We start from the raw sequence: 19,604 nt of genomic DNA on the forward strand, positions 1-19,604 counted from the left end.
TTTCTCACAAGGCTAGATCCTCAGGTGTGAATGTCATCTTGAATGAACGATAGGGAGCGAAGTCGCTTGGTTTCATTCCCTGCATCTCGGTCAACCGGCCAATGTTCTTGACCGCTGCAACCGCTGAACTGTCAAACGAAGCATCGCCACTGCCCTTGGCCACGCTGACCGAAGTCACCGTGCCGTCCGGCAACATGCCGATCTGCAATACGACTGTCATGCCTTTGCGTGCCGAAGGTGGACGTGTCCAGCCTTCTGCTGCCCGTGCCCGAATCAGGTCGTCGAAACTGCCCGCGACTTCATCACCACGTTCATCGGCCAAGGCTTGCTGACGCTGCGGCGTGTCGGAGAGCAAATCTGCCAAGGCCTGGGCCTTTTTCTCTTCGGCGGATTTACGCGCTGCTTCCTGGGCCTTTTTCTTGGTGGCGTCGGCGGCAGCTTTCTTCTTCGCGTCGTCGGCGATTTTCTTCTTCGCCTCGTCTGCTTCAGCTTTTTTCTTGGCGTCTTCGGCGGCTTTCTTCTTCGCGTCTTCGACAATCTTTTTCTTGGCGTCTTCAGCGGCCTGTTTCTTGGCCTCTTCTTCGGCAGCTTTCTTCGCTTCGTCTTCGGCTTTCTTCTTGGCTATATCAGCCAATTGTTTCTCTTCGGCCTTTTTGGCGTCGGCAGCTTTCTCGGCTTTCTTGGCTTCATCAGCCTTTTTCGCCTCGTCGGCCTTCTTCGCTTCGTCAGCCTTTTTCGATTCCTCGGCCTTTTGAGCCGCCTCTTCTTTCTTTTGTTCCGCAGCAGCCTTCACCGCTTCCTGCTCGACCTTCTTCTGTTCCATCTGCTCGACTTCAGTCTGGCGCGCAGCCGACTTCTGGGCCTCACCCGCAATCTTCTGATTGGTCTGGGTGGTGGCCTGGCTTTTCGATTTCAGCTGATACAGGGTCGCCTGCACGATCGGCTTGGCTGGCGGCAGGTCCGGGGTCATGGCAAAGCTGACAAACAGCATGCCAAAAACCAGGACGTGCAGGGCAATTGCCCAGACGCTAGGCCAGAAGAAGCTTTCCGAGGCGGACGGCTCTCGCTGTTGCTGCATCAGGGCGCCTCGGTAATCAAGCCAACGTTACCGACGCCGGCCTTCTGCAGCCCGCCCATGGCGCCCATGACAGAGCCATAGTCGACAGATTTGTCGCCGCGGATGAACACCTGGGTGTGCTTGCCGCCTTCGTTGCCGGAGCGAATGATCTTGGTTACCGCATCGGTCATCGCCGGCAGGGTCAAGGCCTTGTCCTGTTGTTTCTGGGTGTCGACTTCGCTGCCAAGGTTCCAGTAATAGGTCTTGTCAGACTTGATCGAAATGGTCAGCACCTGGGTGTTGTTGTCCTGCGGCAAGGCTTCACTGGAAACCTTGGGCAGATCAACCTTCACACCCTGGTTGAGCATCGGCGCGGTCACCATGAAGATCACCAGCAGCACCAGCATCACGTCGATGTAAGGCACTACGTTCATCTCGGCGACCGGCTTGCGCTTTTTGCGAGCTCGAGCGATTAAAGCCATTGGGAATTACCTGCTTATTCTTCGCTGGTGTGCACTTTACGGTGCAGGATCGCCTGGAATTCATCGGCGAAGGTGTAGTAACGGCCGATCAGCGTTTCGCTGGTTGCAGCAAAACGGTTGTAGGCGATTACTGCGGGGATAGCGGCAAACAGGCCGATCGCGGTGGCGATCAGGGCTTCGGCGATACCCGGGGCCACGGTGGCCAGGGTCGCTTGCTGCGCCTGGGCCAGGCCACGGAAGGAGTTCATGATCCCCCACACGGTACCGAACAGGCCGATATACGGGCTGACGGAACCCACGGTGGCGAGGAACGGCAGGCTCTGCTCCAGTTTCTCTTCTTCGCGGGAGATGGCAACGCGCATGGCACGGGCCACGCCTTCCATCACCGCTTCCGGGTCAACACCTGGCTGCTGGCGCAGGCGGGAGAATTCCTTGAAGCCGGCGCGGAAGATCTGCTCGACGCCCGAATCCGGGTCTGGGTTGCTGCCGGCCTGGCGGTACAGCTTGGACAGGTCGATACCCGACCAGAAGCGCTCTTCAAAGCTCTCCAGGGCACGTCGACCGGCGCGCAGCAGGTTGCTGCGCTGAAAAATCATGACCCAAGAGGTAACCGATGCGGCTACCAGGGTCAGCATGACCAGTTGAACCACAACACTGGCATTGCTGACCAGGCTCCACATGGAGGAATGGTCGACGACGGTAGGTTCCACGCTAAATCTCCTGCTTTGATTGTTTACCCGCGCCGCTCACGGCGGCAAAGGCCGCACGTAGAGTTTCGGGAATGGCCCGAGGTTTCAAACTGTTGGTGCGCACACACGCCACCAGGAACTGCCCCTCACAGAGCAGCGTTGCATCCGTTGCCCGCCTGACCTGCTGCTTGAATCGCAGGCTGGCACGGTTCAATTCGATTACTTCAGCACTGACCAGCAGCTCATCGTCCAATCGCGCCGGCGCGTGATACCGAGCCTCGCTGGAATGCACGACAAACAACAGGTCCTCCCCTGCCAGCGAGGATTGGGCAAAGCCCAGCTCCCGTAGCCGCTCGGTTCGAGCCCGCTCCATGAACTTGAGGTAATTGACGTAATACACGATGCCGCCCGCATCGGTGTCCTCGTAATAAACGCGACAGCGATGTGCGAACGACGGATCCCCATTTTGCGCGCGCATACTCTAGTGCTTACTCCTCAGGTTGCCAATCCGGCTGGGCAACTGTTTTTTCTTATGCTGAAACATTTCTAATGACTGAATGACGACGCCAGCCACTAGGACAGCACAATCCTCGAATAAATCGACGAACTAACTGCTTTTAATCGTCCACTGCATCGAGGAATTCGTCTACCACGGGCATCTCACCCAATCGTGACGGAATGTTTAACCCGAAGTGCAGGTAGGCATGCCGCGTCACCACCCGCCCCCTTGGCGTACGCATGATGTAGCCCTGCTGGATCAGGTACGGCTCCAACACATCCTCAATGGTGTGGCGCTCCTCGCTGATGGCCGCGGCCAGGCTGTCGACGCCCACCGGGCCACCGTCGAATTTCTCGATCATGGTCAAGAGTAGCCGCCGATCCTGGTGATCGAAGCCATGCTCATCCACATCCAGCAGGTTCAACGCCAGGTCGGCCACGGCCTTGGTGATATGCCCCTTGGCCCGCACTTCGGCGAAGTCGCGCACGCGGCGCAGCAAACGGTTGGCGATGCGTGGCGTACCGCGGGCCCGGCGGGCAATTTCAAACGCGCCTTCAGGGTCCAGGGGCAAGCCAAGAATGCTCGCCGAACGACTGACGATGGTCGCCAAGTCGGCGGTGCTATAGAACTCTAGACGTTGAACAATGCCGAAACGGTCTCGCAACGGGTTGGTCAACATACCCGCGCGCGTGGTCGCGCCAACCAGGGTGAACGGTGGCAGGTCGAGCTTGATCGAGCGGGCCGCCGGGCCCTCGCCGATCATGATGTCGAGCTGGAAATCCTCCATCGCCGGGTACAGCACTTCCTCGACGATCGGCGACAGCCGGTGGATCTCGTCGATAAACAGCACGTCATGCGGCTCAAGATTGGTCAGCAGCGCCGCCAGGTCACCCGGCCGCTCCAGCACCGGGCCGGAGGTGGACTTGATCGACACGCCCATTTCCTGGGCAATGATGTTGGCCAGGGTGGTCTTGCCCAGCCCCGGCGGACCGAAGATCAGGGTGTGGTCCAGCGACTCATTGCGCCCGCGCGCAGCCTGGATAAACAGTTCCATCTGCTCGCGCACGGTGGGCTGGCCGATGTACTCGGCCAGGCTCAGGGGGCGGATAGCCCGGTCCTGGACTTCTTCACGGTCGCGCGGGCCGGTGGCCGCGATCAGACGATCAGCTTCAATCACTTAAATCATTCCCTTCAGGGCTCGGCGGATCATGTCTTCGCTGCTCAAATTCTTGTCCTTGATGGCCGATACGGCCTTGCTGGCTTCCTGCGGCTTGTAGCCCAGGGAGATCAGCGCGCTGACAGCATCGCTTTCGGCGCTGGCGACCTGGCCCGCCGGCATATCCGGCTGGTTCGGCACCAGGGCAAACATGCTCGGTACCACTTCCCAGGCCTTGAAACGGTCCTTGAGTTCCACCAGCAGGCGCTCAGCGGTTTTCTTGCCCACGCCAGGCACCTTGGTCAGCGCCGAGGTGTCTTGGGCGGATACCGCGCGCACCAGCTCATCGACTTCCAGGCTCGACATCAGCGCCAGGGCCAGCTTGGGGCCCACACCGTTCAGGCGAATCAGCTCGCGGAAGAAATCCCGGTCACGCTTGCCGATGAAACCATAGAGCAATTGTGCGTCTTCGCGCACCACCAAGTGTGTGTGCAAGGTTATCGGCTCGCCGACCGACGGTAGGCGATAGAGGGTGGTCATGGGCACTTCCAGCTCATACCCCAACCCGTTTACATCCAGAATCAGGTGCGGCGGCTGTTTCTCAGCCAGGGTGCCGCGCAAGCGTCCAATCACGGTTCAGATCCTTAAAGCTTGGGGGTCAGATCATGGCCTGACCGGAAATAACGATTGCGCTGATGCTATCAGAGACGCAGGCGCCCGCCACGACTGCGTGCAGTGCCAAGGCCGTGGGGCAACAGGCTGGAACGGGTGTGCGCGTGGCAAATGGCGATGGCCAGGGCGTCGGAGGCGTCGATCTGCGGTTTTGCGGTGAGCTTGAGCATGTGCATGACCATCATCTGCACCTGCTCTTTATTCGCCGCACCGGTGCCGACCACGGCCTGTTTGACCTGGGTCGCGGTGTATTCGGCGATTTCCATGCCCTCCTCCGCGCCGGCCACAATAGCAGCACCGCGGGCCTGGCCGAGCTTCAATGCGGAGTCGGCATTCTTCGCCATGAACACTTTTTCGATGCCCATGGTGACCGGACCATAGGTCTGGATGACTTCACGTACGCCGCGATAGACGATCTGCAGGCGCTCGGCCAACTCGCCCGCACCGGTGCGGATACAGCCCGAGGCGACGTAGATGCAGCCGCGCGGGGTCTGTTGCACCACGCCAAAACCGGTGATGCGCGAACCGGGGTCGATACCTAGGATTAAAGTCATAACGCCTGCGGTTTTTTGGATACACATAGACCCAATGTGGGAGCGGGCTTGCTCGCGATAGCGGTCATTCAGTTACTGCATCAGGTGACTGACACACCGCATTCGCGAGCAAGCCCGCTCCCACAGGGAACTCTCATTGTTCTCAGCTGAGCTGTTCGGCTACCGATTCCGGGATGTCAGCGTTGGAATAAACGTTCTGCACATCATCCAGATCTTCGAGCATATCCAGCATCTTCAGCACTTTTTGCGCACCGTCCAGGTCCAGCTCGGCGCTGGTGGTCGGCAGCATCACGATTTCCGCGTCGGTGCCCTTGAAACCAGCGGCTTCCAGCGCGTTACGCACGGCATAGAACCCGGCGAACGAGGTGAACACGTCAATGGAGCCGTCTTCGTTGGTTACCACGTCGTCGGCATCCGCCTCCATCGCCGCTTCCATCAGCGCGTCTTCGTCCACACCCGGAGCGAAGGTGATCTGCCCCTTGCGCTCGAACAGGTAGGCCACCGAACCGTCGGTGCCGAGGTTGCCGCCACATTTGCTGAACGCATGGCGCACGGCAGCTGCGGTACGGTTGCGGTTGTCGGTCATGCACTCGACCATCACCGCCACGCCACCCGGGCCGTAGCCTTCGTAGGTCAGCTCGACCATGTCGTCGGTGTCGGCTGCCCCGGCACCACGGGCCACGGCGCGGTCGATGATGTCGCGGCTCATGTTCGCGCCAAGGGCCTTGTCCAGCGCCAGGCGCAGGCGCGGGTTGGAGCCCGGGTCACCACCGCCCTGACGGGCAGCGACGGTCAGCTCGCGGATCCACTTGGTGAAAATCTTGCCTTTCTTGGCATCCTGACGCTCTTTGCGGTGCTTGATGTTCGCCCACTTGGAATGGCCAGCCATAACACAACTCCGAAATTCTCTAGAAACCTTGATCAACCCCGCCCCAGGCGGGAGGTAGTCCTTTAACGCAAAGGCGCATCCGAAGATGCGCCTTTTTAGACTGCGTAAACCTCAGTGCGCTTTCACGCAGCAGCCTTACTCAGCCTTTGGCGTCTCGCGCAGACGGATGTGCAGTTCGCGCAGCGCCTTGGCATCCACCACACCCGGGGCCTGGGTCATTACGTCCGCAGCACTCTGGGTTTTCGGGAAGGCAATCACTTCACGGATCGACTGGGCGCCGGTCATCAGCATCACCAGGCGGTCGAGGCCGAAAGCCAGGCCACCGTGGGGTGGTGCGCCGTATTTCAGGGCGTCGAGCAGGAAGCCGAATTTCTCTTCCTGTTCCGCTTCGTTGATGCCCAACAGGCGGAACACCGCTTGCTGCATCTCTTTGCGGTGGATACGGATCGAACCGCCACCCAGCTCGGTGCCGTTGAGCACCATGTCGTACGCGCGGGACAGCGCGCCTGCAGGGTTGGCTTCCAACTCTTCAGGCGAGCACTTCGGCGCGGTGAACGGGTGGTGCAAGGCGCTGAAGCTGCCGTCGTCGTTCTCTTCGAACATCGGGAAGTCGACAACCCACATCGGTGCCCATTTGCAGGTCAGCAGGTCCAGGTCGTGGCCCAGCTTGATGCGCAGCGCGCCCAGGGCCTCGCTGACGATCTTGGCTTTGTCGGCACCGAAGAACACGATATCGCCATCGACTGCACCGACGCGATCCAGGATCGCGTTGAGGTTTTCCAGCGGAATGTTTTTGACGATTGGCGATTGCAGGCCATCAACACCGTTGGCGCGCTCGTTGACCTTGATGTACGCCAGGCCCTTGGCACCGTAGATGCCGACGAACTTGGTGTAGTCGTCGATCTGCTTGCGCGGCATGCTCGCGCCGCCAGGTACACGCAGGGCGGCGATGCGGCATTTCGGGTCGTTGGCCGGGCCGCTGAACACCTTGAAGTCGACCGCCTTGAGCTGGTCGGCCACGTCCACCAGTTCCAGCGGGTTACGCAGGTCTGGCTTGTCGGAACCGTAGCGGCGCATGGCTTCTTCGAAGGTCATGTGCGGGAATTCGCCGAACTCCAGGTCCAGCACTTCCTTGAACAGGTTGCGGATCATCTGCTCGGTCAGGCCCATGATCTCTTTTTCATCGAGGAAGCTGGTCTCGATGTCGATCTGGGTGAATTCCGGCTGGCGGTCGGCGCGCAGGTCTTCGTCACGGAAGCACTTGGCGATCTGGTAGTAACGGTCGAAGCCGGCCACCATCAGCAGTTGCTTGAACAACTGCGGCGATTGCGGCAGCGCGAAGAACGAACCGGCGTGGGTACGGCTCGGTACCAGGTAGTCACGCGCGCCTTCCGGGGTGGCCCGGGTGAGGATCGGCGTTTCGACGTCGAGGAAGCCGTTCTCGTCGAGGAAGCGGCGGATGCTGGTGGTCATGCGCGAACGCAGACGCAGCTTCTCGGCCATTTCCGGGCGACGCAGGTCCAGGAAGCGGTAGCGCAGGCGGGTTTCTTCGCCCACGTCGGAGTATTCGTTAAGTGGGAACGGCGGGGTTTCCGACTCGTTCAGCACTTCAAGCTCATAGCCCAGCACTTCGATGGCACCGGACGCCATGTTCGCGTTCACGGCACCGGCCGGACGCAGGCGAACCTTGCCGGTGATCTTCACGACGTACTCGCTGCGCACGCGGTCAGCGGCGGCGAAGCTCTCGGCGCGGTCCGGGTCGAACACCACCTGGGCCAGACCATCACGATCACGGATATCGAGGAAGATTACCCCGCCGTGGTCGCGGCGACGGTGAACCCATCCGCAAAGGGTGATTTCCTGACCATCCAGGGTCTCGTTCAGTTGGCCGCAATAGTGGCTGCGCATCATGGTAGTGGTTTCACTTCTCGTAATTCGAAATTCGGTGGAGGCCCGCCTCGTCACCGTACAGTTAAGCAGGGGACGGATAATGCAGGAGCCTGCGCATGGGTTTCAACTCAGTCTGCTTTGTCGCCGCCCGCCAGGTTCTTCTTGGAGCCGGTCTTGAAATCGGTCTCGTACCAGCCGCTACCGCTCAGACGGAAGCCCGGCATGGACAACATCTTCTTCAGCTCAGGAGCCTGGCAAGCAGGGCAATCGACCAGCGGCGCGGCGCTGATCTTTTGAATGGCTTCCAACTGATGACCACAGGAAGCACATTGATAGTCGTACATGGGCATGGAGATGTCTCGGCGATCAGGTTACTGCGCCACGCGCATGCGCAGCAAAGCGCGGGATTATATCTGGTAAATCGAGGCAGCGCAGCCGGCATTCTGCCCGGGGCCTCGCCCACCTCGACGGCGGGCCGGCCCCGGCGCCAGCCGATTACTCAGGGTTCGGCGCGCCAACCCGACCTTTCAACAGGTGAACGACACACACCACCCTGACCAGCCCGCTGAAGTTCTTCACACCTCCATAGCGCAAGTGCACTTCCCGATCGACATACGACAGCAACGCACTGACCGAGCAGGCATTGATCCTGGCGATTTCAGCGAGAATATTCCAATAGATCTGCTCCAGCCGCAGGCACGTGGAAAACCCGTTGAGCCTGACCGACCGGGACAATGGCTTGGCCAGCCCCATATCGAACCCTTTTGCAAAGGGGTCGACCTTTATCTTATGAAAACCACCGGTTTCCATCACTCCATTACCGACGCCACATGACATACACCTGACACTCCATTGCCAAACAGCCGCCCATGGGAGCTCCCATTGGGTAATGGCCCTATAAAACAGCAGGCAGAAGCGGGTCGCCAGAAGACGGGGCGTTGATAGATGTAGGACAACGCCAGGAAATGCGTGGAAACAAGCGAGGGGCGCCAGGGCGGCGCCACTCAGGGCGGATATTTACTGACCTTCGAGCAGGGAACGCAGCATCCACGCGGTTTTCTCGTGCACTTGCATGCGCTGGGTCAGCAAGTCGGCCGTCGGCTCATCGCTGACCTTGTCGAGCAAGGGGAAGATACCCCGCGCAGTCCGCGTGACCGCTTCCTGGCCGGCCACCAGTTGCTTGATCATTTCTTCAGCGCCGGGCACACCTTCTTCTTCCTTGATGGACGAAAGCCGGGCATAGATCGAGTAGGCACCCGGTGCCGGGAAGCCCAGGGCACGGATACGCTCGGCAATGGAGTCCACCGCCAGGGCCAGTTCGTTGTATTGCTCTTCGAACATCAAGTGCAGCGTACGGAACATCGGGCCCGTGACGTTCCAATGGAAGTTATGGGTCTTCAGATACAGTACATAGGTATCGGAAAGCAGCCGCGAAAGCCCATCAACGATGGATTTACGATCTTCTTCACTGATACCGATATCGATAGCCATGTTTATCCCCTTCAATTGACATGCATTCATTGATCAGGTGCAGGTCCACTCTAGCAAGCCTGCTGGTGAGGTGCAGCCCGGCACACCCAGGTGATGTGCGGCAAATTGCCCCTGTGGCGCCGGTTCGGGGACTGCTGCGCAGCCCAACGCGGGTAAGCCCGCTCGCCACAAAAAAGCCTGCACGTGTCTAGGACAAGTGTTTGGTGCAGAAATGCCGTGCTCCTTGCAACACCCGGAAATGCTTGATTTGAGTAGGCACAGCCTTTGCTGTTAAATAGGCGGCGTGCCACTGCCGTTCATTTCCGCGGCCAGCGGCATAGGCTGATACCCCGCGCACGTGCCCAACGCCTCCCATTGTTCAGAAGCGAACCGTGCCAGTCAGCTCTTCCTTGTGATCCGTCTTAACGTGAGTTAATCAAAATGTTGAAAATCGTCCACCTGCTAACGGGCGTTGCAGCTTTGCTGCTGTCCTTTATACCGAGCTTGCAACAGGGAAGCCCTCCCTACCTGGAACAACACGACGCTCTGTACCTGGCCTTGTTCGGCCTTCTTAACCTGACGCTGGCACCGGTGATCCCTTACTGGAACAAAGGCACACGTCATCAACTGCAAAACCTGGTCAGCGCGCTGCTGGTACTGACCGTTGTCGTTCAAACCCTCACCCTCCTGGCACCAATGCCTGAAGTCGGCGGCCACCCGGCCATCCTGCTCAGCCTGGTGATTGCTGTGGCTGCCATCGTTCTTCACCTGGCCATCAGCTTCTACCGTTCGTCTCCATCGGCCGCGTCGCAAAACTACGACATGACCAATCGGGATACCGGTACCGTCAAGTGGTTCAACACCTCCAAAGGCTTCGGCTTTATTTCCCGCGATTCGGGCGACGATATCTTCGTCCACTTCCGGGCTATTCGCGGCGAAGGCCATCGTGTCCTGGTGGAAGGCCAGCGCGTGGAGTTCTCCGTAATGAATCGCGACAAAGGCCTGCAGGCCGAAGACGTGATCGCTGCCCTGCCGCGTCGCTGATTCCAGCCTTCGCAGCATAAAAAAACCGCGATCCAGCGCTGACTGGATCGCGGTTTTTTATGCGCGGCTATTTATGGCAACGCCTTAATAATGAGGCGGCGGCGCTTCTTCTTCGCTGGTTTCGAACTGGCCGCCCATTTCTTCCTGACGCTTGAGCAACGCGGTCATCTGCAATTGCAGGCGCTCGACCGCCCGCTGCTGGGCCACCAGGATGTCATTGAGGGTTTCGATGGTGTCGTCCTGGAAGGCCAGGCGGCTTTCCAGATCCGTCACGCGGTCTTGCAAATCCATGGTTCAGTCCTGCGCAAAAATAAAGTCGGCAGGCAGCAACTCACGCATACGCGCGCGGATAGCCGCTACTTGTTCTTCGGTGTATGGCTGGGCCGGGTGCTTGCCCCACACGGGCGCCGGCCAGGCGGCGTCGTCACGCTTGCGCACGATCACATGCACATGTAATTGGCTGACTACGTTACCCAACGCGCCAATGTTCATCTTGTCGGCAGCCAAACCTTCGTTCAGCAACTGCGCCAGGGCAGTGGTCTCTTGCCACAGCACCTGTTGATCGGCGACATCCAGCTGAAACACTTCGCTGATAGCGTTGATCCGTGGCACCAGGATAAACCAGGGGTAGTTCGAGTCGTTGGACAGCAGTAGGCGGCTCAGCGGGAAGTCCCCGATGACCAGTGTGTCTTGTTGCAGGCGTTGATCTAAGGCGAACACCGCGGGCACTCCGTTCGGCAGGTCAAGTTCAGTGGCCCCAGCATACCTTCGAATGCCTGCGGCTTCACGGCCAATGCAGGGCTCCGGGAAGCAAGCCGAGAAAAAAACCGCACCGTTTAGAGGCAATTGCATATTTGAGCTAGGCTAAATCGGGCCTCAACGGGATGCACCAAAATGACCCACTTGTGCTTCAAAGAGATCCGCCAACTACCCACTCTGCAGGGTGGACCGGTAACGTTTTCCTACAGCACTGGCTTTTTGCCGGTGCGAACAGGTGTAACACCTGGGCGTCAAGCCCAAACCAAACGGCGTAAAAAGCCCGTGCTTATGCGGTTTTTACACGGGCGTAACGATTTTCACGAAAAAATGACATTCGGTTACCGGTTTGGGCGCGCTTGTTGCATTCACACTCATATCGTCGGCAACGACACTCGCTGGGATGCAGGTGTTTCGCGATAAAAACGGTGGCGTTTCAATATGTACCAAGGACGAGTTCAAACTTCTAAACAGGTTTGAAAACAGTATTGAAGTTGTCAGCCCGGTTACACTCGGGCTGTGAATTTGCGACATGGAGCTAGCAATTTACGACAGCCTCGTAAAGAAGCTGAAAGGATAGATGGGTAAGTATCGTCAATACAGTCTGCGTGATATAACTTTGCGCCGACACAAAAAAGAAAGAGCCGCCCAGATAAAAATACAGGTGGGACGGCAGTACTCTTCCTAAAACCAAAGGAGCAAATCACGATGCGCGTGATGAAGTGGAGCATGATCGCCCTGGCTGTATCAGCAGGCACCTCGCAGTTCGCAATGGCGTCCGCCCAAGACGATTCCAAGGGCTTTATTGAAGACAGTACAGCCAGCATTCTGACTCGTACGCTGTACTTCAGTCGTGACCGCCGTAACCACGATGCGGAGCAAAGCCGTATCGAAGAAACCGGTCTGGGCTTCCACGGTCTCTTCAGCTCGGGTTACACCCAAGGCACCATCGGTGTCGGTGTCGATGTCATCGGCCTGCTGGGCGTCAAACTCGACAGCGGCAAGGGTCGCGCCGGTACCGGCCTGTTCCCAGAGGGTTCCGACGGCCGTTCGCAGGACGACTATTCCAAAGCCGGCGCTGCCGTCAAGTTCCGTATTTCCAACACGGTCCTGAAAGTTGGTGATCAATACACCACCGCTCCAGTGTTCGCCTCCGATGACAGCCGTTTGCTGCCGGAACTGCCACAAGGCGTTTCCATCACCAGCAACGAAATCAAAGATCTGAAACTGGAAGCCGGTCACTTCACCTCGATCGTTGCCCAGGACCAAACCTACCGCGACAGTATCGCTAGCGCCGAGCCTGGCACAAACCGTGGGCTGCGCGATGCCAACTTCGTGGGCGGCGTCTACTCCTGGACCCCAGAGATCACTACCAGCCTCTACTACTCGAAAGTCGAAGACTACTGGAAGAAGCTCTACGCCAACGTGAACTGGACCCACGCACTTAGCGATGACCAATCCGTAGCTGTCGACTTCAACATCTACGACACCAAGAGCGACGGCGCTGGCCTGGTACGTGCTGATAAAGACAGCACGACCAAACTCGACAACCGTGCATTCAGCTTGCAGGGTGCGTACACCATTGGCGCTCACACCTTCACCCTGGCAGCACAGAAGGTCAGCGGCGACGGCCAATACGGTTATGGCGTAGACGGCGGCGGCACGATTTTCCTGGCCAACTCCATCGCCCGTTCCGACTTCAACGCTGAAGACGAGAAGTCCTACCAGGCTCGCTATGACCTGAACATGGCAACCTTTGGCATCCCCGGCCTGAGCTTCATGACTCGTTACGTGAAAGGTACCGGCGCCAACACCTCTACCACTAACAACGGTAAAGAGTGGGAACGCGATATCGAAGCCAAATACGTGATCCAGAGCGGCCCAGCCAAAGACCTGAGCCTGCGCGTACGTCAAGCGACCTATCGCTCGTCTGATCAGGTTTACTCGGGTTCTCTCGACGAACTGCGTCTGATCGCGCAATACCCGCTGAACATCCTGTAATTGTCGGTTTAATTACAACGATGACTTAAGGCCCAGGCCTTAAACTAAAAAGCCGCTCCCCTGTTTTGCAAGGGAGCGGCTTTTTTATTTCAATTTTGTTGCAGCTAACACATAACTAGCAAGCTAACTAACGAGATTAGGCTGACACGTTTAACCTGACCTCTTGGCCAAGTTAAACCGGCTCTATTACTTCGTCGGTGCTTCCTGCATTACGCGAATAACCCGCTGCGGAAACGGAATATCAATTCCTGCCGCTTTCAAGCGGTCACGTGCAAGTTCGTTCAACATAAACACCACATCCCAATAATCTGCGGTCTTGGTCCAGCAGCGCAGGGACACGGTGATCGAACTGTCACCCAACGTCGACACCACGGCCACTGCCGCAGGGTCAGCCAGCACGCGCGGGTCTTTGGCCAGCTCCAGCAATACTTCACGGGCTTTCTGCAGGTCGGCCTCATAGTCCACACCCACGTCAAACACCACCTTGCGGGTCGGCTGACGGTTGGTGTTGGTGATAAGGCCGTTGGACAGGCTGCCGTTAGGGATGATCACGGTCTTGTTGTCGCCGGTGCGCAACACGGTGTGGAAGATCTGGATGCTGTCGACGGTACCGGAAGTGCCCTGGGCTTCGATCCAGTCACCAATGCGGAACGGGCGGAACAACAGGATCAGCACGCCGCCGGCGAAGTTTGCCAGGCTGCCTTGCAATGCCAGGCCGATGGCCAGGGTGGCGGCACCAATCGCCGCAACGAACGAGGTGGTTGCCACGCCGATCATCGAGGCGACGTTGACCACCAGCATGACTTTGAGCGCAATGTTCGCCAGGCTGGTAATGAAGTGTTGCAGCGCCAGGTCAGCATTACGCAGTGCCAGCAAACGCCCCACTCGGTGGGTCAAAACGTTGATCAGCCACCAACCGATGGCCAGGGTAAGCACTGCCAACAAAAACCGGCTGCCGTATTCCATGATCATCGGCACCCACGATTGCGAGGTCTTGATCAGGTGATCCACTTCAGCATTCAAATCCATCTATCTTCTCCTGGTTACCGGATGTTCGGCGTATTAGCTGCCCATAAATGCAATTGAGCCCCGTGGGGCTCAATCGTAGGCGCAGGTTCTGGGGCGTGGGACGTCAAAAACGCCCGCAGGTTCCCCAATGTGCCATCAGTCGCGGAAGTTATTGAACTGCAGCGGCATGTCGAAGGTCTTGGCGCGCAGGGCGGCGATGGCCTCTTGCAGGTCGTCACGCTTCTTGCCGGTGATACGCACCTGCTCACCCTGGATGGCGGCCTGCACTTTGAGCTTGGCATCCTTGACATGGGCGACGATTTTCTTCGCCAGCTCCTTGTCGATGCCTTCCTTGAGTACGGCTTCCTGCTTCATCAGCTTGCCGGAAGCGTAGGCGTCCTTGATTTCAAGGCACTGGGCGTCGATCTTGCGCTTGACCAGGGACAGCTTGAGGATCTCGATCATCGCTTCCAGCTGGAAATCGGCTTCAGCGGTCAGGTTGACGGTCAGTTCCTTTTCCTTGAATTCGAAGCTGCCCTTGCCTTTCAAGTCATAGCGACGGTCCAGTTCCTTGACGGCGTTCTCGACGGCGTTGGTGACTTCGTGTTTGTCCAGTTCAGATACCACGTCGAACGAAGGCATGTGATTTCTCCAATATAAGGGGCGGGCTCAGTAGAGATGGAGCGCGCCCGAGCTAAAATGCCGGGGCATTATAGCGGTTCTTTCGTCGCGTTCACTGCGGGCGACCCTACGGAGTAAAAACTGATGTCGACCACCTGGCATATTCTCGGCGCCGGCAGCCTGGGCACCCTCTGGGCCACACGCCTGGCTCGCGCCGGCCTGCCCGTGCGGTTGATCCTGCGCGATGACGCCCGCCTGGCCAGCTATCAGGCGGGCAACGGCCTGACCCTGGTGGAGCAAGGTGTCGAACACACTTACCCGGTGATCGGCGAAACGCCCCACAGCCCGGAGCCGATTCAGCGCCTGCTGGTGGCGTGCAAGGCCTACGACGCACAGAGTGCCGTCGCCCAGCTGCAACACCGACTGGCAGCGAATGCCGAGCTGATCCTGCTGCAGAACGGCCTCGGCAGCCAGGACGCAGTGGCCGCGCAACTGCCCCAGGCCCATTGCATCTTTGCCTCCAGCACCGAAGGCGCTTTCCGCGATGGCGACTGGCGCGTGGTGTTTGCCGGCCATGGCTACACCTGGCTGGGGGATGCGGGCCATCCTACCCCGCCGTTGTGGTTGGACGACCTGCACGCCGCCGGCATCCCCCACGAATGGAGCACCACCATTCTTACGCGGCTGTGGCGCAAGCTGGCGCTCAATTGCGCGATCAACCCGCTGACCGTGCTGTACCACTGCCGTAACGGCGGCCTGCAAAGCCATCGTTGTGAGGTCGCGACCTTGTGCGGTGAGCTGACTGAGTTGCTTGAACGTTGCGGTCAGCCAGCCGCCGCCGAGGATTTGCACAGCGAAGTCGAACGCGTGATCCAGGCCACGGCCGCCAACTACTCCTCCATGTTTCAGGACATGGCCAACGCCCGACGGACCGAAATCAGCTACCTGCTGGGTTATGCCTGCCTGGCGGCGGCGCGCCATCAATTGGTGCTGCCGCACCTGCAACAGCTGCAGGCACGCCTGGTCGAGCACTTACGCGCACACGGATTGGCCAGCGACTGAGGCACGCGCTACCCTGCCTACCTGTCTATCACCTGGGAAAACCCTGATGCCACTGCGCCAGCGTCTTGAAAATCTACCGGTAGGGCAGAAGCTGCTGGCCGCCCTGCTGGTGTTGTTGACCACCGTATTGCTGGTGGCCAACCTGACGTTTATCAGCGCCGCCTACTGGATCTCCCAGGAAAGCATGGCGCCCCAGGCCTTGCAGGCCATCGGCCGCCTGGTGTCCAACCCGGCCCTCGCCGCCGACGCCCTGGAATCCCCGGCCAAGGCCAATGCCCTGCTCAATGAGCTGACCAGTTACTCGCCCCTGCGCGCCGCCGCCCTGTACGACGGCGAGGGCAATCGCCTGGCGCAGATGCAGCACGGCGACCGCCTGCACCTGCCGGACAACTATCGGCATATCGAAGCCTGGCGGGTGACCGAATTTCGCAGCAACCAGGTCATCACCCTACCCCGCGCTGGCCAGCCGTCCGGGCACCTGTTGCTGGTGGCCAGCAGTGAACTGCCGGTGGCCTTCTATACCGGCACCCTGACGGCCAGCCTGGGCATCCTGATTTTCAGTGTGCTGCTCTGGCTGATCATCGCCCGCCAGATCAAACGCCTGATCACCCGGCCCATCCACGAACTGGAAGAACTTTCGCGCCAGGTCACGCGGGAAGAGAACTACGCCCTGCGCGCCGGCCGTGGCAACCATGACGAAATCGGCAGCCTGGCCGAAGCCTTCAACACCATGCTGTCGCGCATCGAAGCGCGCGAGCAGCAGCTCAAGCGCGCGCGGGACGATTCCCAGGCGGCTTACGACCAGGCCCAAGGCCTGGCCGAAGAAACCCGCCATACCAACCGTAAGCTGGAACTGGAAGTGCAGGTTCGCAGCAAAATCGAGAAAAAACTCACCGGTTTTCAGAATTATCTGAACAGCATCATCGACTCGATGCCCTCGGCGCTGATCGCCCTGGACGAACAGCTCTACGTCACCCAGTGGAACCAGGAAGCCAGCGCGCTTTCCGGCACGCGCCTGGATGAAGCCTTGAACCAGCCGATTTACCTCGCCTTCCAACCGCTCAAGCCGTACCTGCCGCAGATCAAGGCCACGGTGGAGCAACACACGGTGGAGCGCATCGAACGCGTCACCTGGATCAAGGACGATGAGCCCAAGCACTACGCGCTGACCTTCTACCCGCTGATGGGCGGGGCCGGGCGTGGCGTGGTGATCCGTATCGATGACATCACCCAGCGCCTGTCCCTGGAAGAAATGATGGTGCAGTCAGAGAAGATGCTCTCGGTCGGCGGCCTCGCCGCCGGCATGGCCCACGAAATCAATAACCCGCTGGGGGCGATCCTGCACAACGTGCAAAACATTCGCCGCCGGCTGTCGCCCGACTTGCCCAAGAACCTGGAGCACGCTGAGCAGGCGGGCATCGCGCTAGAGACGGTCAACCGCTACCTGGAGGGCCGCGAAGTGCCGCAATTGCTCGATGGTATTCAGCAGGCCGGGGCACGGGCGGCGAAAATCGTCACCCACATGCTCAGCTTCAGCCGTCGCAGTAACCGACAGATGGCGCCCTGCGACCTGCCGGCACTGATCGATCAGGCCGTGGAAATCGCCGGCAATGATTTCGACCTGACCATCGGCTTCGACTTCAAGGGCCAGGCGATCATCCGCCAATTCGATCCGCAATTGGGTCCGGTGCCCGGCACGGCCAACGAGCTGGAGCAGGTGCTGCTCAACCTGCTGAAAAACGCCGCGCAGGCGATTCATTTGCGTGAAGACGACAGCGAGCCGGGGCGTATCATCCTGCGCACCCGCCTCAACCCGCCGTGGGCGGAAATCCAGGTGGAAGACAACGGCATCGGCATGAGCGAAAACGTACGCAAACGCACGTTCGAGCCGTTCTTCACCACCAAGGAAATTGGCCAGGGCACCGGGCTTGGGCTGTCGGTGTCGTATTTCATCATCACCAACAACCACAAGGGCCAGATGGAAGTGCATTCCACCCTCGGCCAGGGCACCTGTTTCACCCTGCGTCTGCCCTTGGCCGGTAGCCAGCTGCCACCTTACGAACTTACCCAATTGGAGCACTGACCATGGGCTTTCGCCTGTCGAAGATTTACACCCGCACCGGTGACAAGGGCGAAACCGGCCTTGGCGACGGCCGCCGCGTGCCCAAGGACCACCCGCGGGTGGAGGCCATTGGCGAAGTCGATACGCTGAACAGTCAACTGGGGTTGCTGTTGGCCGGCCTTGAGGAACAGAGTGGCCAGCACCCGGAACTGAAGGATGTGATCGAGGTACTGAGCCCGTGCCAGCATCGTCTGTTTGACTTGGGCGGCGAACTGGCGATGCCGGTGTACAAGGCGCTGAACGCGGCGGAGGTGGATCGGCTGGAAGCAGCGATCGATCGCTGGAATGAAGAGGTCGGGCCGTTGGAAAATTTCATCCTGCCCGGGGGCTCAGCGTTGATCGCCCAGGCCCATGTATGCCGCAGCCTGGCGCGCAGTGCCGAGCGGCGCTGTCAGCACTTGAATGCGCTCGAACCGCTGGAAGGTGTGGGGTTGGCGTATATCAATAGGTTGTCGGATTTGCTGTTTGTAGCGGCCCGGGTGATTGCCAGGCGCCAGGGTGTGGCGGAGGTGTTGTGGCAGGCGGCGGCTAAACCGCACTGATGTTTTTCAGGTGACTGATAGGGCCTCATCGGGGGCAAGTCGAATCGTCGCACCGCCCCTCCCACACTGGCCTGCATTTCAAGGGTGGAACTCGGTCAAATGTGGGAGGGGGCTTGCCCCCGATGAGGCCAGTCAGAACCCTATCAAGCTTCCGGCCAGAACGCTCTGATACCAGCAACCCCCTGTGCCCCAGCCTCCCAAGCTTGCTCCCGCTCAGCCGGCCCAACCCCGCCCAACAGAAACACCGGCTTGCTGAACCCGCTGATCAACCCTGCCGCCTGCTCCCAACCCAACGGCTGTGCATCCGGATGAGTCTGAGTCGGTTGCACCGGCGACAGCGTGACAAAATCCACATCCATCAATTCCGCCAGCGCCAGCTCTTCGGCGTTGTGGCAAGAAGCCGCCAACCAGCGATCCTTCGGCAGTGGTCGGCCCTTGCTCGCATACTTACGCAATTGCGCCGAGGTCATGTGCCAGCCGGCCGCCGGGAAATCCCCGAGCCACTCAAACGGGCCTTTGAGCATCAACTGCGCCTTGCCCGCGCACAGGCCTACTGCGTCCACCGCCAAGTCACGGTATTTGGGGTCGTAACCATTGGGTGCACGCAATTGAACCAGCTTGATACCGCCAGCAATGGCTTTCTGAATGCCGCGCAACAGCGCCGGACCTTCCAGCTCGCCTGGGGTGATCAGGTAGTCCGCAGGCAGGCGTGCAGCAGCCACAATCGGCGCGTTCGCCGCCGGGAACTCATAGTTGATCAGGTCCCGAGGGGCCACCCATTCCAGCGGCTGCCCTTCAACACCGTGGGGCTCGCCGGTAAAGGCCGACACTTCCCAGACATCCAGCAACACCTGTTTGTCGGGGTAGTCGTGTTGCACCTTGATCAGCGGCCGCGCCGTGGTGACCTGGATACCCAGTTCTTCCTGCAATTCGCGGGACAAGGCCGTGGCGACCGACTCATCGGCCTCCACCTTGCCGCCGGGAAACTCCCAGAGGCCGCCCTGATGCTGGGTATCGGCACGGCGCGCCAGCAGGATCCTGCCGTCGACGCCGCGGATCACCGCTGCTGCTACATGCACTCGTTTCACCG

Annotated in this window: 22 protein-coding genes; 5 read left to right on the forward strand and 17 right to left on the reverse strand. The window is 59.5% G+C overall.

Annotated elements, in window-relative coordinates; all coding sequences use genetic code 11:
• Nucleotides 1-4 precede the first annotated feature (4 nt).
• The 12 genes from tolA to CXQ82_RS24840 all read right to left on the reverse strand — a co-directional run bounded on the left by tolA (nucleotide 5) and on the right by CXQ82_RS24840 (nucleotide 9,379).
• Nucleotides 5-1,078 carry a cell envelope integrity protein TolA gene (gene tolA / locus CXQ82_RS24785; RefSeq protein ID WP_101272733.1) on the reverse strand — a complete coding sequence of 358 codons (1,074 nt, stop codon included), beginning with the start codon at nucleotides 1,076-1,078 and terminating at the stop codon, nucleotides 5-7.
• Complete coding sequence (tolR, locus tag CXQ82_RS24790) at nucleotides 1,078-1,530, reverse strand: protein TolR (protein WP_162276129.1); 453 nt, start codon at nucleotides 1,528-1,530, stop codon at nucleotides 1,078-1,080. The genes tolA and tolR overlap by 1 nt, the downstream gene beginning before the upstream one ends.
• Before the next feature lie 23 nt (nucleotides 1,531-1,553).
• Nucleotides 1,554-2,249, reverse strand: a complete 696-nt coding sequence (tolQ, locus tag CXQ82_RS24795) for a protein TolQ (RefSeq protein WP_015885609.1) — start codon at nucleotides 2,247-2,249, stop codon at nucleotides 1,554-1,556.
• A 1-nt stretch (nucleotide 2,250) separates the two neighbouring features.
• On the reverse strand, nucleotides 2,251-2,706 hold the full coding sequence (ybgC, locus tag CXQ82_RS24800) for a tol-pal system-associated acyl-CoA thioesterase (protein ID WP_101272734.1): 456 nt from the start codon (nucleotides 2,704-2,706) through the stop codon (nucleotides 2,251-2,253).
• A 139-nt stretch (nucleotides 2,707-2,845) separates the two neighbouring features.
• Nucleotides 2,846-3,904: a Holliday junction branch migration DNA helicase RuvB gene (gene ruvB, locus CXQ82_RS24805; RefSeq protein ID WP_053257756.1), complete on the reverse strand. Its 1,059-nt coding sequence runs from the start codon at nucleotides 3,902-3,904 to the stop codon at nucleotides 2,846-2,848.
• The gene (ruvA, locus tag CXQ82_RS24810) at nucleotides 3,905-4,516 is read right to left on the reverse strand and encodes a Holliday junction branch migration protein RuvA (RefSeq protein WP_003175802.1); all 612 of its coding nucleotides are present in this window, start codon (nucleotides 4,514-4,516) and stop codon (nucleotides 3,905-3,907) included. It abuts the gene before it with no gap.
• Between the two features lie 68 nt (nucleotides 4,517-4,584).
• Nucleotides 4,585-5,109: a crossover junction endodeoxyribonuclease RuvC gene (ruvC, locus tag CXQ82_RS24815; RefSeq protein ID WP_065908840.1), complete on the reverse strand. Its 525-nt coding sequence runs from the start codon at nucleotides 5,107-5,109 to the stop codon at nucleotides 4,585-4,587.
• Nucleotides 5,110-5,251: 142 nt separating this feature from the next.
• Nucleotides 5,252-5,998 (reverse strand): YebC/PmpR family DNA-binding transcriptional regulator, encoded by a 747-nt coding sequence (locus tag CXQ82_RS24820; RefSeq protein WP_101272735.1) that lies wholly within the window; start codon nucleotides 5,996-5,998, stop codon nucleotides 5,252-5,254.
• Nucleotides 5,999-6,133: 135 nt separating this feature from the next.
• Nucleotides 6,134-7,909, reverse strand: a complete 1,776-nt coding sequence (gene aspS, locus CXQ82_RS24825) for an aspartate--tRNA ligase (RefSeq protein ID WP_101272736.1) — start codon at nucleotides 7,907-7,909, stop codon at nucleotides 6,134-6,136.
• Between the two features lie 107 nt (nucleotides 7,910-8,016).
• Entirely contained in the window at nucleotides 8,017-8,238 is a 222-nt protein-coding gene (locus tag CXQ82_RS24830; protein ID WP_010208103.1) for an FmdB family zinc ribbon protein, read from the reverse strand.
• 145 nt (nucleotides 8,239-8,383) lie between these two features.
• Nucleotides 8,384-8,725, reverse strand: a complete 342-nt coding sequence (locus CXQ82_RS24835; protein WP_101272737.1) for a ribbon-helix-helix domain-containing protein — start codon at nucleotides 8,723-8,725, stop codon at nucleotides 8,384-8,386.
• Nucleotides 8,726-8,905: 180 nt separating this feature from the next.
• Nucleotides 8,906-9,379: a Dps family protein gene (locus CXQ82_RS24840; RefSeq protein ID WP_101272738.1), complete on the reverse strand. Its 474-nt coding sequence runs from the start codon at nucleotides 9,377-9,379 to the stop codon at nucleotides 8,906-8,908.
• A 420-nt stretch (nucleotides 9,380-9,799) separates the two neighbouring features.
• Here CXQ82_RS24840 and CXQ82_RS31785 point away from each other — a divergent pair, with 420 nt between their 5' ends.
• Nucleotides 9,800-10,402, forward strand: coding sequence for a cold-shock protein (locus CXQ82_RS31785; RefSeq protein WP_101272739.1), 603 nt, complete (start codon nucleotides 9,800-9,802; stop codon nucleotides 10,400-10,402).
• A gap of 84 nt (nucleotides 10,403-10,486) precedes the next feature.
• Here CXQ82_RS31785 and CXQ82_RS24850 read toward each other — a convergent pair whose 3' ends face one another.
• A complete protein-coding gene (locus tag CXQ82_RS24850; protein WP_027605535.1) occupies nucleotides 10,487-10,693 on the reverse strand; it encodes a SlyX family protein in 207 nt (68 codons plus the stop codon).
• A gap of 3 nt (nucleotides 10,694-10,696) precedes the next feature.
• Nucleotides 10,697-11,122: an HIT domain-containing protein gene (locus tag CXQ82_RS24855; RefSeq protein WP_101272740.1), complete on the reverse strand. Its 426-nt coding sequence runs from the start codon at nucleotides 11,120-11,122 to the stop codon at nucleotides 10,697-10,699.
• 744 nt (nucleotides 11,123-11,866) lie between these two features.
• On the opposite strand from CXQ82_RS24855, the gene CXQ82_RS24860 reads away from it, so the two are divergent.
• On the forward strand, nucleotides 11,867-13,159 hold the full coding sequence (locus tag CXQ82_RS24860; RefSeq protein ID WP_101272741.1) for an OprD family porin: 1,293 nt from the start codon (nucleotides 11,867-11,869) through the stop codon (nucleotides 13,157-13,159).
• Between the two features lie 186 nt (nucleotides 13,160-13,345).
• On the opposite strand, the gene CXQ82_RS24865 is transcribed toward CXQ82_RS24860, so the two are convergent.
• Nucleotides 13,346-14,188, reverse strand: a complete 843-nt coding sequence (locus CXQ82_RS24865; RefSeq protein ID WP_101272742.1) for a mechanosensitive ion channel family protein — start codon at nucleotides 14,186-14,188, stop codon at nucleotides 13,346-13,348.
• A 135-nt stretch (nucleotides 14,189-14,323) separates the two neighbouring features.
• Nucleotides 14,324-14,809 (reverse strand): YajQ family cyclic di-GMP-binding protein, encoded by a 486-nt coding sequence (locus tag CXQ82_RS24870; protein WP_003209785.1) that lies wholly within the window; start codon nucleotides 14,807-14,809, stop codon nucleotides 14,324-14,326.
• A gap of 123 nt (nucleotides 14,810-14,932) precedes the next feature.
• On the opposite strand from CXQ82_RS24870, the gene CXQ82_RS24875 reads away from it, so the two are divergent.
• Genes CXQ82_RS24875 through CXQ82_RS24885 form a run of 3 tightly spaced genes read left to right on the forward strand, consistent with a single transcriptional unit; the run spans nucleotide 14,933 to nucleotide 18,514 of the window.
• On the forward strand, nucleotides 14,933-15,850 hold the full coding sequence (locus tag CXQ82_RS24875; RefSeq protein ID WP_101272743.1) for a putative 2-dehydropantoate 2-reductase: 918 nt from the start codon (nucleotides 14,933-14,935) through the stop codon (nucleotides 15,848-15,850).
• Nucleotides 15,851-15,896: 46 nt separating this feature from the next.
• On the forward strand, nucleotides 15,897-17,933 hold the full coding sequence (locus CXQ82_RS24880) for an ATP-binding protein (RefSeq protein WP_101272744.1): 2,037 nt from the start codon (nucleotides 15,897-15,899) through the stop codon (nucleotides 17,931-17,933).
• Between the two features lie 2 nt (nucleotides 17,934-17,935).
• Entirely contained in the window at nucleotides 17,936-18,514 is a 579-nt protein-coding gene (locus tag CXQ82_RS24885; protein WP_101272745.1) for a cob(I)yrinic acid a,c-diamide adenosyltransferase, read from the forward strand.
• A gap of 143 nt (nucleotides 18,515-18,657) precedes the next feature.
• On the opposite strand, the gene CXQ82_RS24890 is transcribed toward CXQ82_RS24885, so the two are convergent.
• On the reverse strand, nucleotides 18,658-19,602 hold the full coding sequence (locus CXQ82_RS24890; RefSeq protein WP_101273864.1) for a Nudix family hydrolase: 945 nt from the start codon (nucleotides 19,600-19,602) through the stop codon (nucleotides 18,658-18,660).
• Nucleotides 19,603-19,604: the final 2 nt, after the last annotated feature.

This window comes from Pseudomonas sp. S09G 359, assembly GCF_002843605.1.
Classification (GTDB): Bacteria; Pseudomonadota; Gammaproteobacteria; order Pseudomonadales; family Pseudomonadaceae; genus Aquipseudomonas.

Excerpts from the sequence above, each read along its gene's own strand:
- CXQ82_RS24880 (WP_101272744.1), top strand. The coding sequence starts at position 15,897 with ATGCCACTGCGCCAGCGTCTTGAAAATCTACCGGTAGGGCAGAAGCTG.
- ybgC (WP_101272734.1), bottom strand. The coding sequence starts at position 2,706 with ATGCGCGCGCAAAATGGGGATCCGTCGTTCGCACATCGCTGTCGCGTT.
- CXQ82_RS24820 (WP_101272735.1), bottom strand. The coding sequence starts at position 5,998 with ATGGCTGGCCATTCCAAGTGGGCGAACATCAAGCACCGCAAAGAGCGT.
- CXQ82_RS24830 (WP_010208103.1), bottom strand. The coding sequence starts at position 8,238 with ATGCCCATGTACGACTATCAATGTGCTTCCTGTGGTCATCAGTTGGAA.
- CXQ82_RS24835 (WP_101272737.1), bottom strand. The coding sequence starts at position 8,725 with ATGTCATGTGGCGTCGGTAATGGAGTGATGGAAACCGGTGGTTTTCAT.
- aspS (WP_101272736.1), bottom strand. The coding sequence starts at position 7,909 with ATGATGCGCAGCCACTATTGCGGCCAACTGAACGAGACCCTGGATGGT.
- CXQ82_RS24870 (WP_003209785.1), bottom strand. The coding sequence starts at position 14,809 with ATGCCTTCGTTCGACGTGGTATCTGAACTGGACAAACACGAAGTCACC.
- CXQ82_RS24865 (WP_101272742.1), bottom strand. The coding sequence starts at position 14,188 with ATGGATTTGAATGCTGAAGTGGATCACCTGATCAAGACCTCGCAATCG.
- CXQ82_RS24850 (WP_027605535.1), bottom strand. The coding sequence starts at position 10,693 with ATGGATTTGCAAGACCGCGTGACGGATCTGGAAAGCCGCCTGGCCTTC.
- CXQ82_RS31785 (WP_101272739.1), top strand. The coding sequence starts at position 9,800 with ATGTTGAAAATCGTCCACCTGCTAACGGGCGTTGCAGCTTTGCTGCTG.
- CXQ82_RS24840 (WP_101272738.1), bottom strand. The coding sequence starts at position 9,379 with ATGGCTATCGATATCGGTATCAGTGAAGAAGATCGTAAATCCATCGTT.
- CXQ82_RS24875 (WP_101272743.1), top strand. The coding sequence starts at position 14,933 with ATGTCGACCACCTGGCATATTCTCGGCGCCGGCAGCCTGGGCACCCTC.
- CXQ82_RS24885 (WP_101272745.1), top strand. The coding sequence starts at position 17,936 with ATGGGCTTTCGCCTGTCGAAGATTTACACCCGCACCGGTGACAAGGGC.
- tolA (WP_101272733.1), bottom strand. The coding sequence starts at position 1,078 with ATGCAGCAACAGCGAGAGCCGTCCGCCTCGGAAAGCTTCTTCTGGCCT.
- CXQ82_RS24860 (WP_101272741.1), top strand. The coding sequence starts at position 11,867 with ATGCGCGTGATGAAGTGGAGCATGATCGCCCTGGCTGTATCAGCAGGC.
- ruvC (WP_065908840.1), bottom strand. The coding sequence starts at position 5,109 with ATGACTTTAATCCTAGGTATCGACCCCGGTTCGCGCATCACCGGTTTT.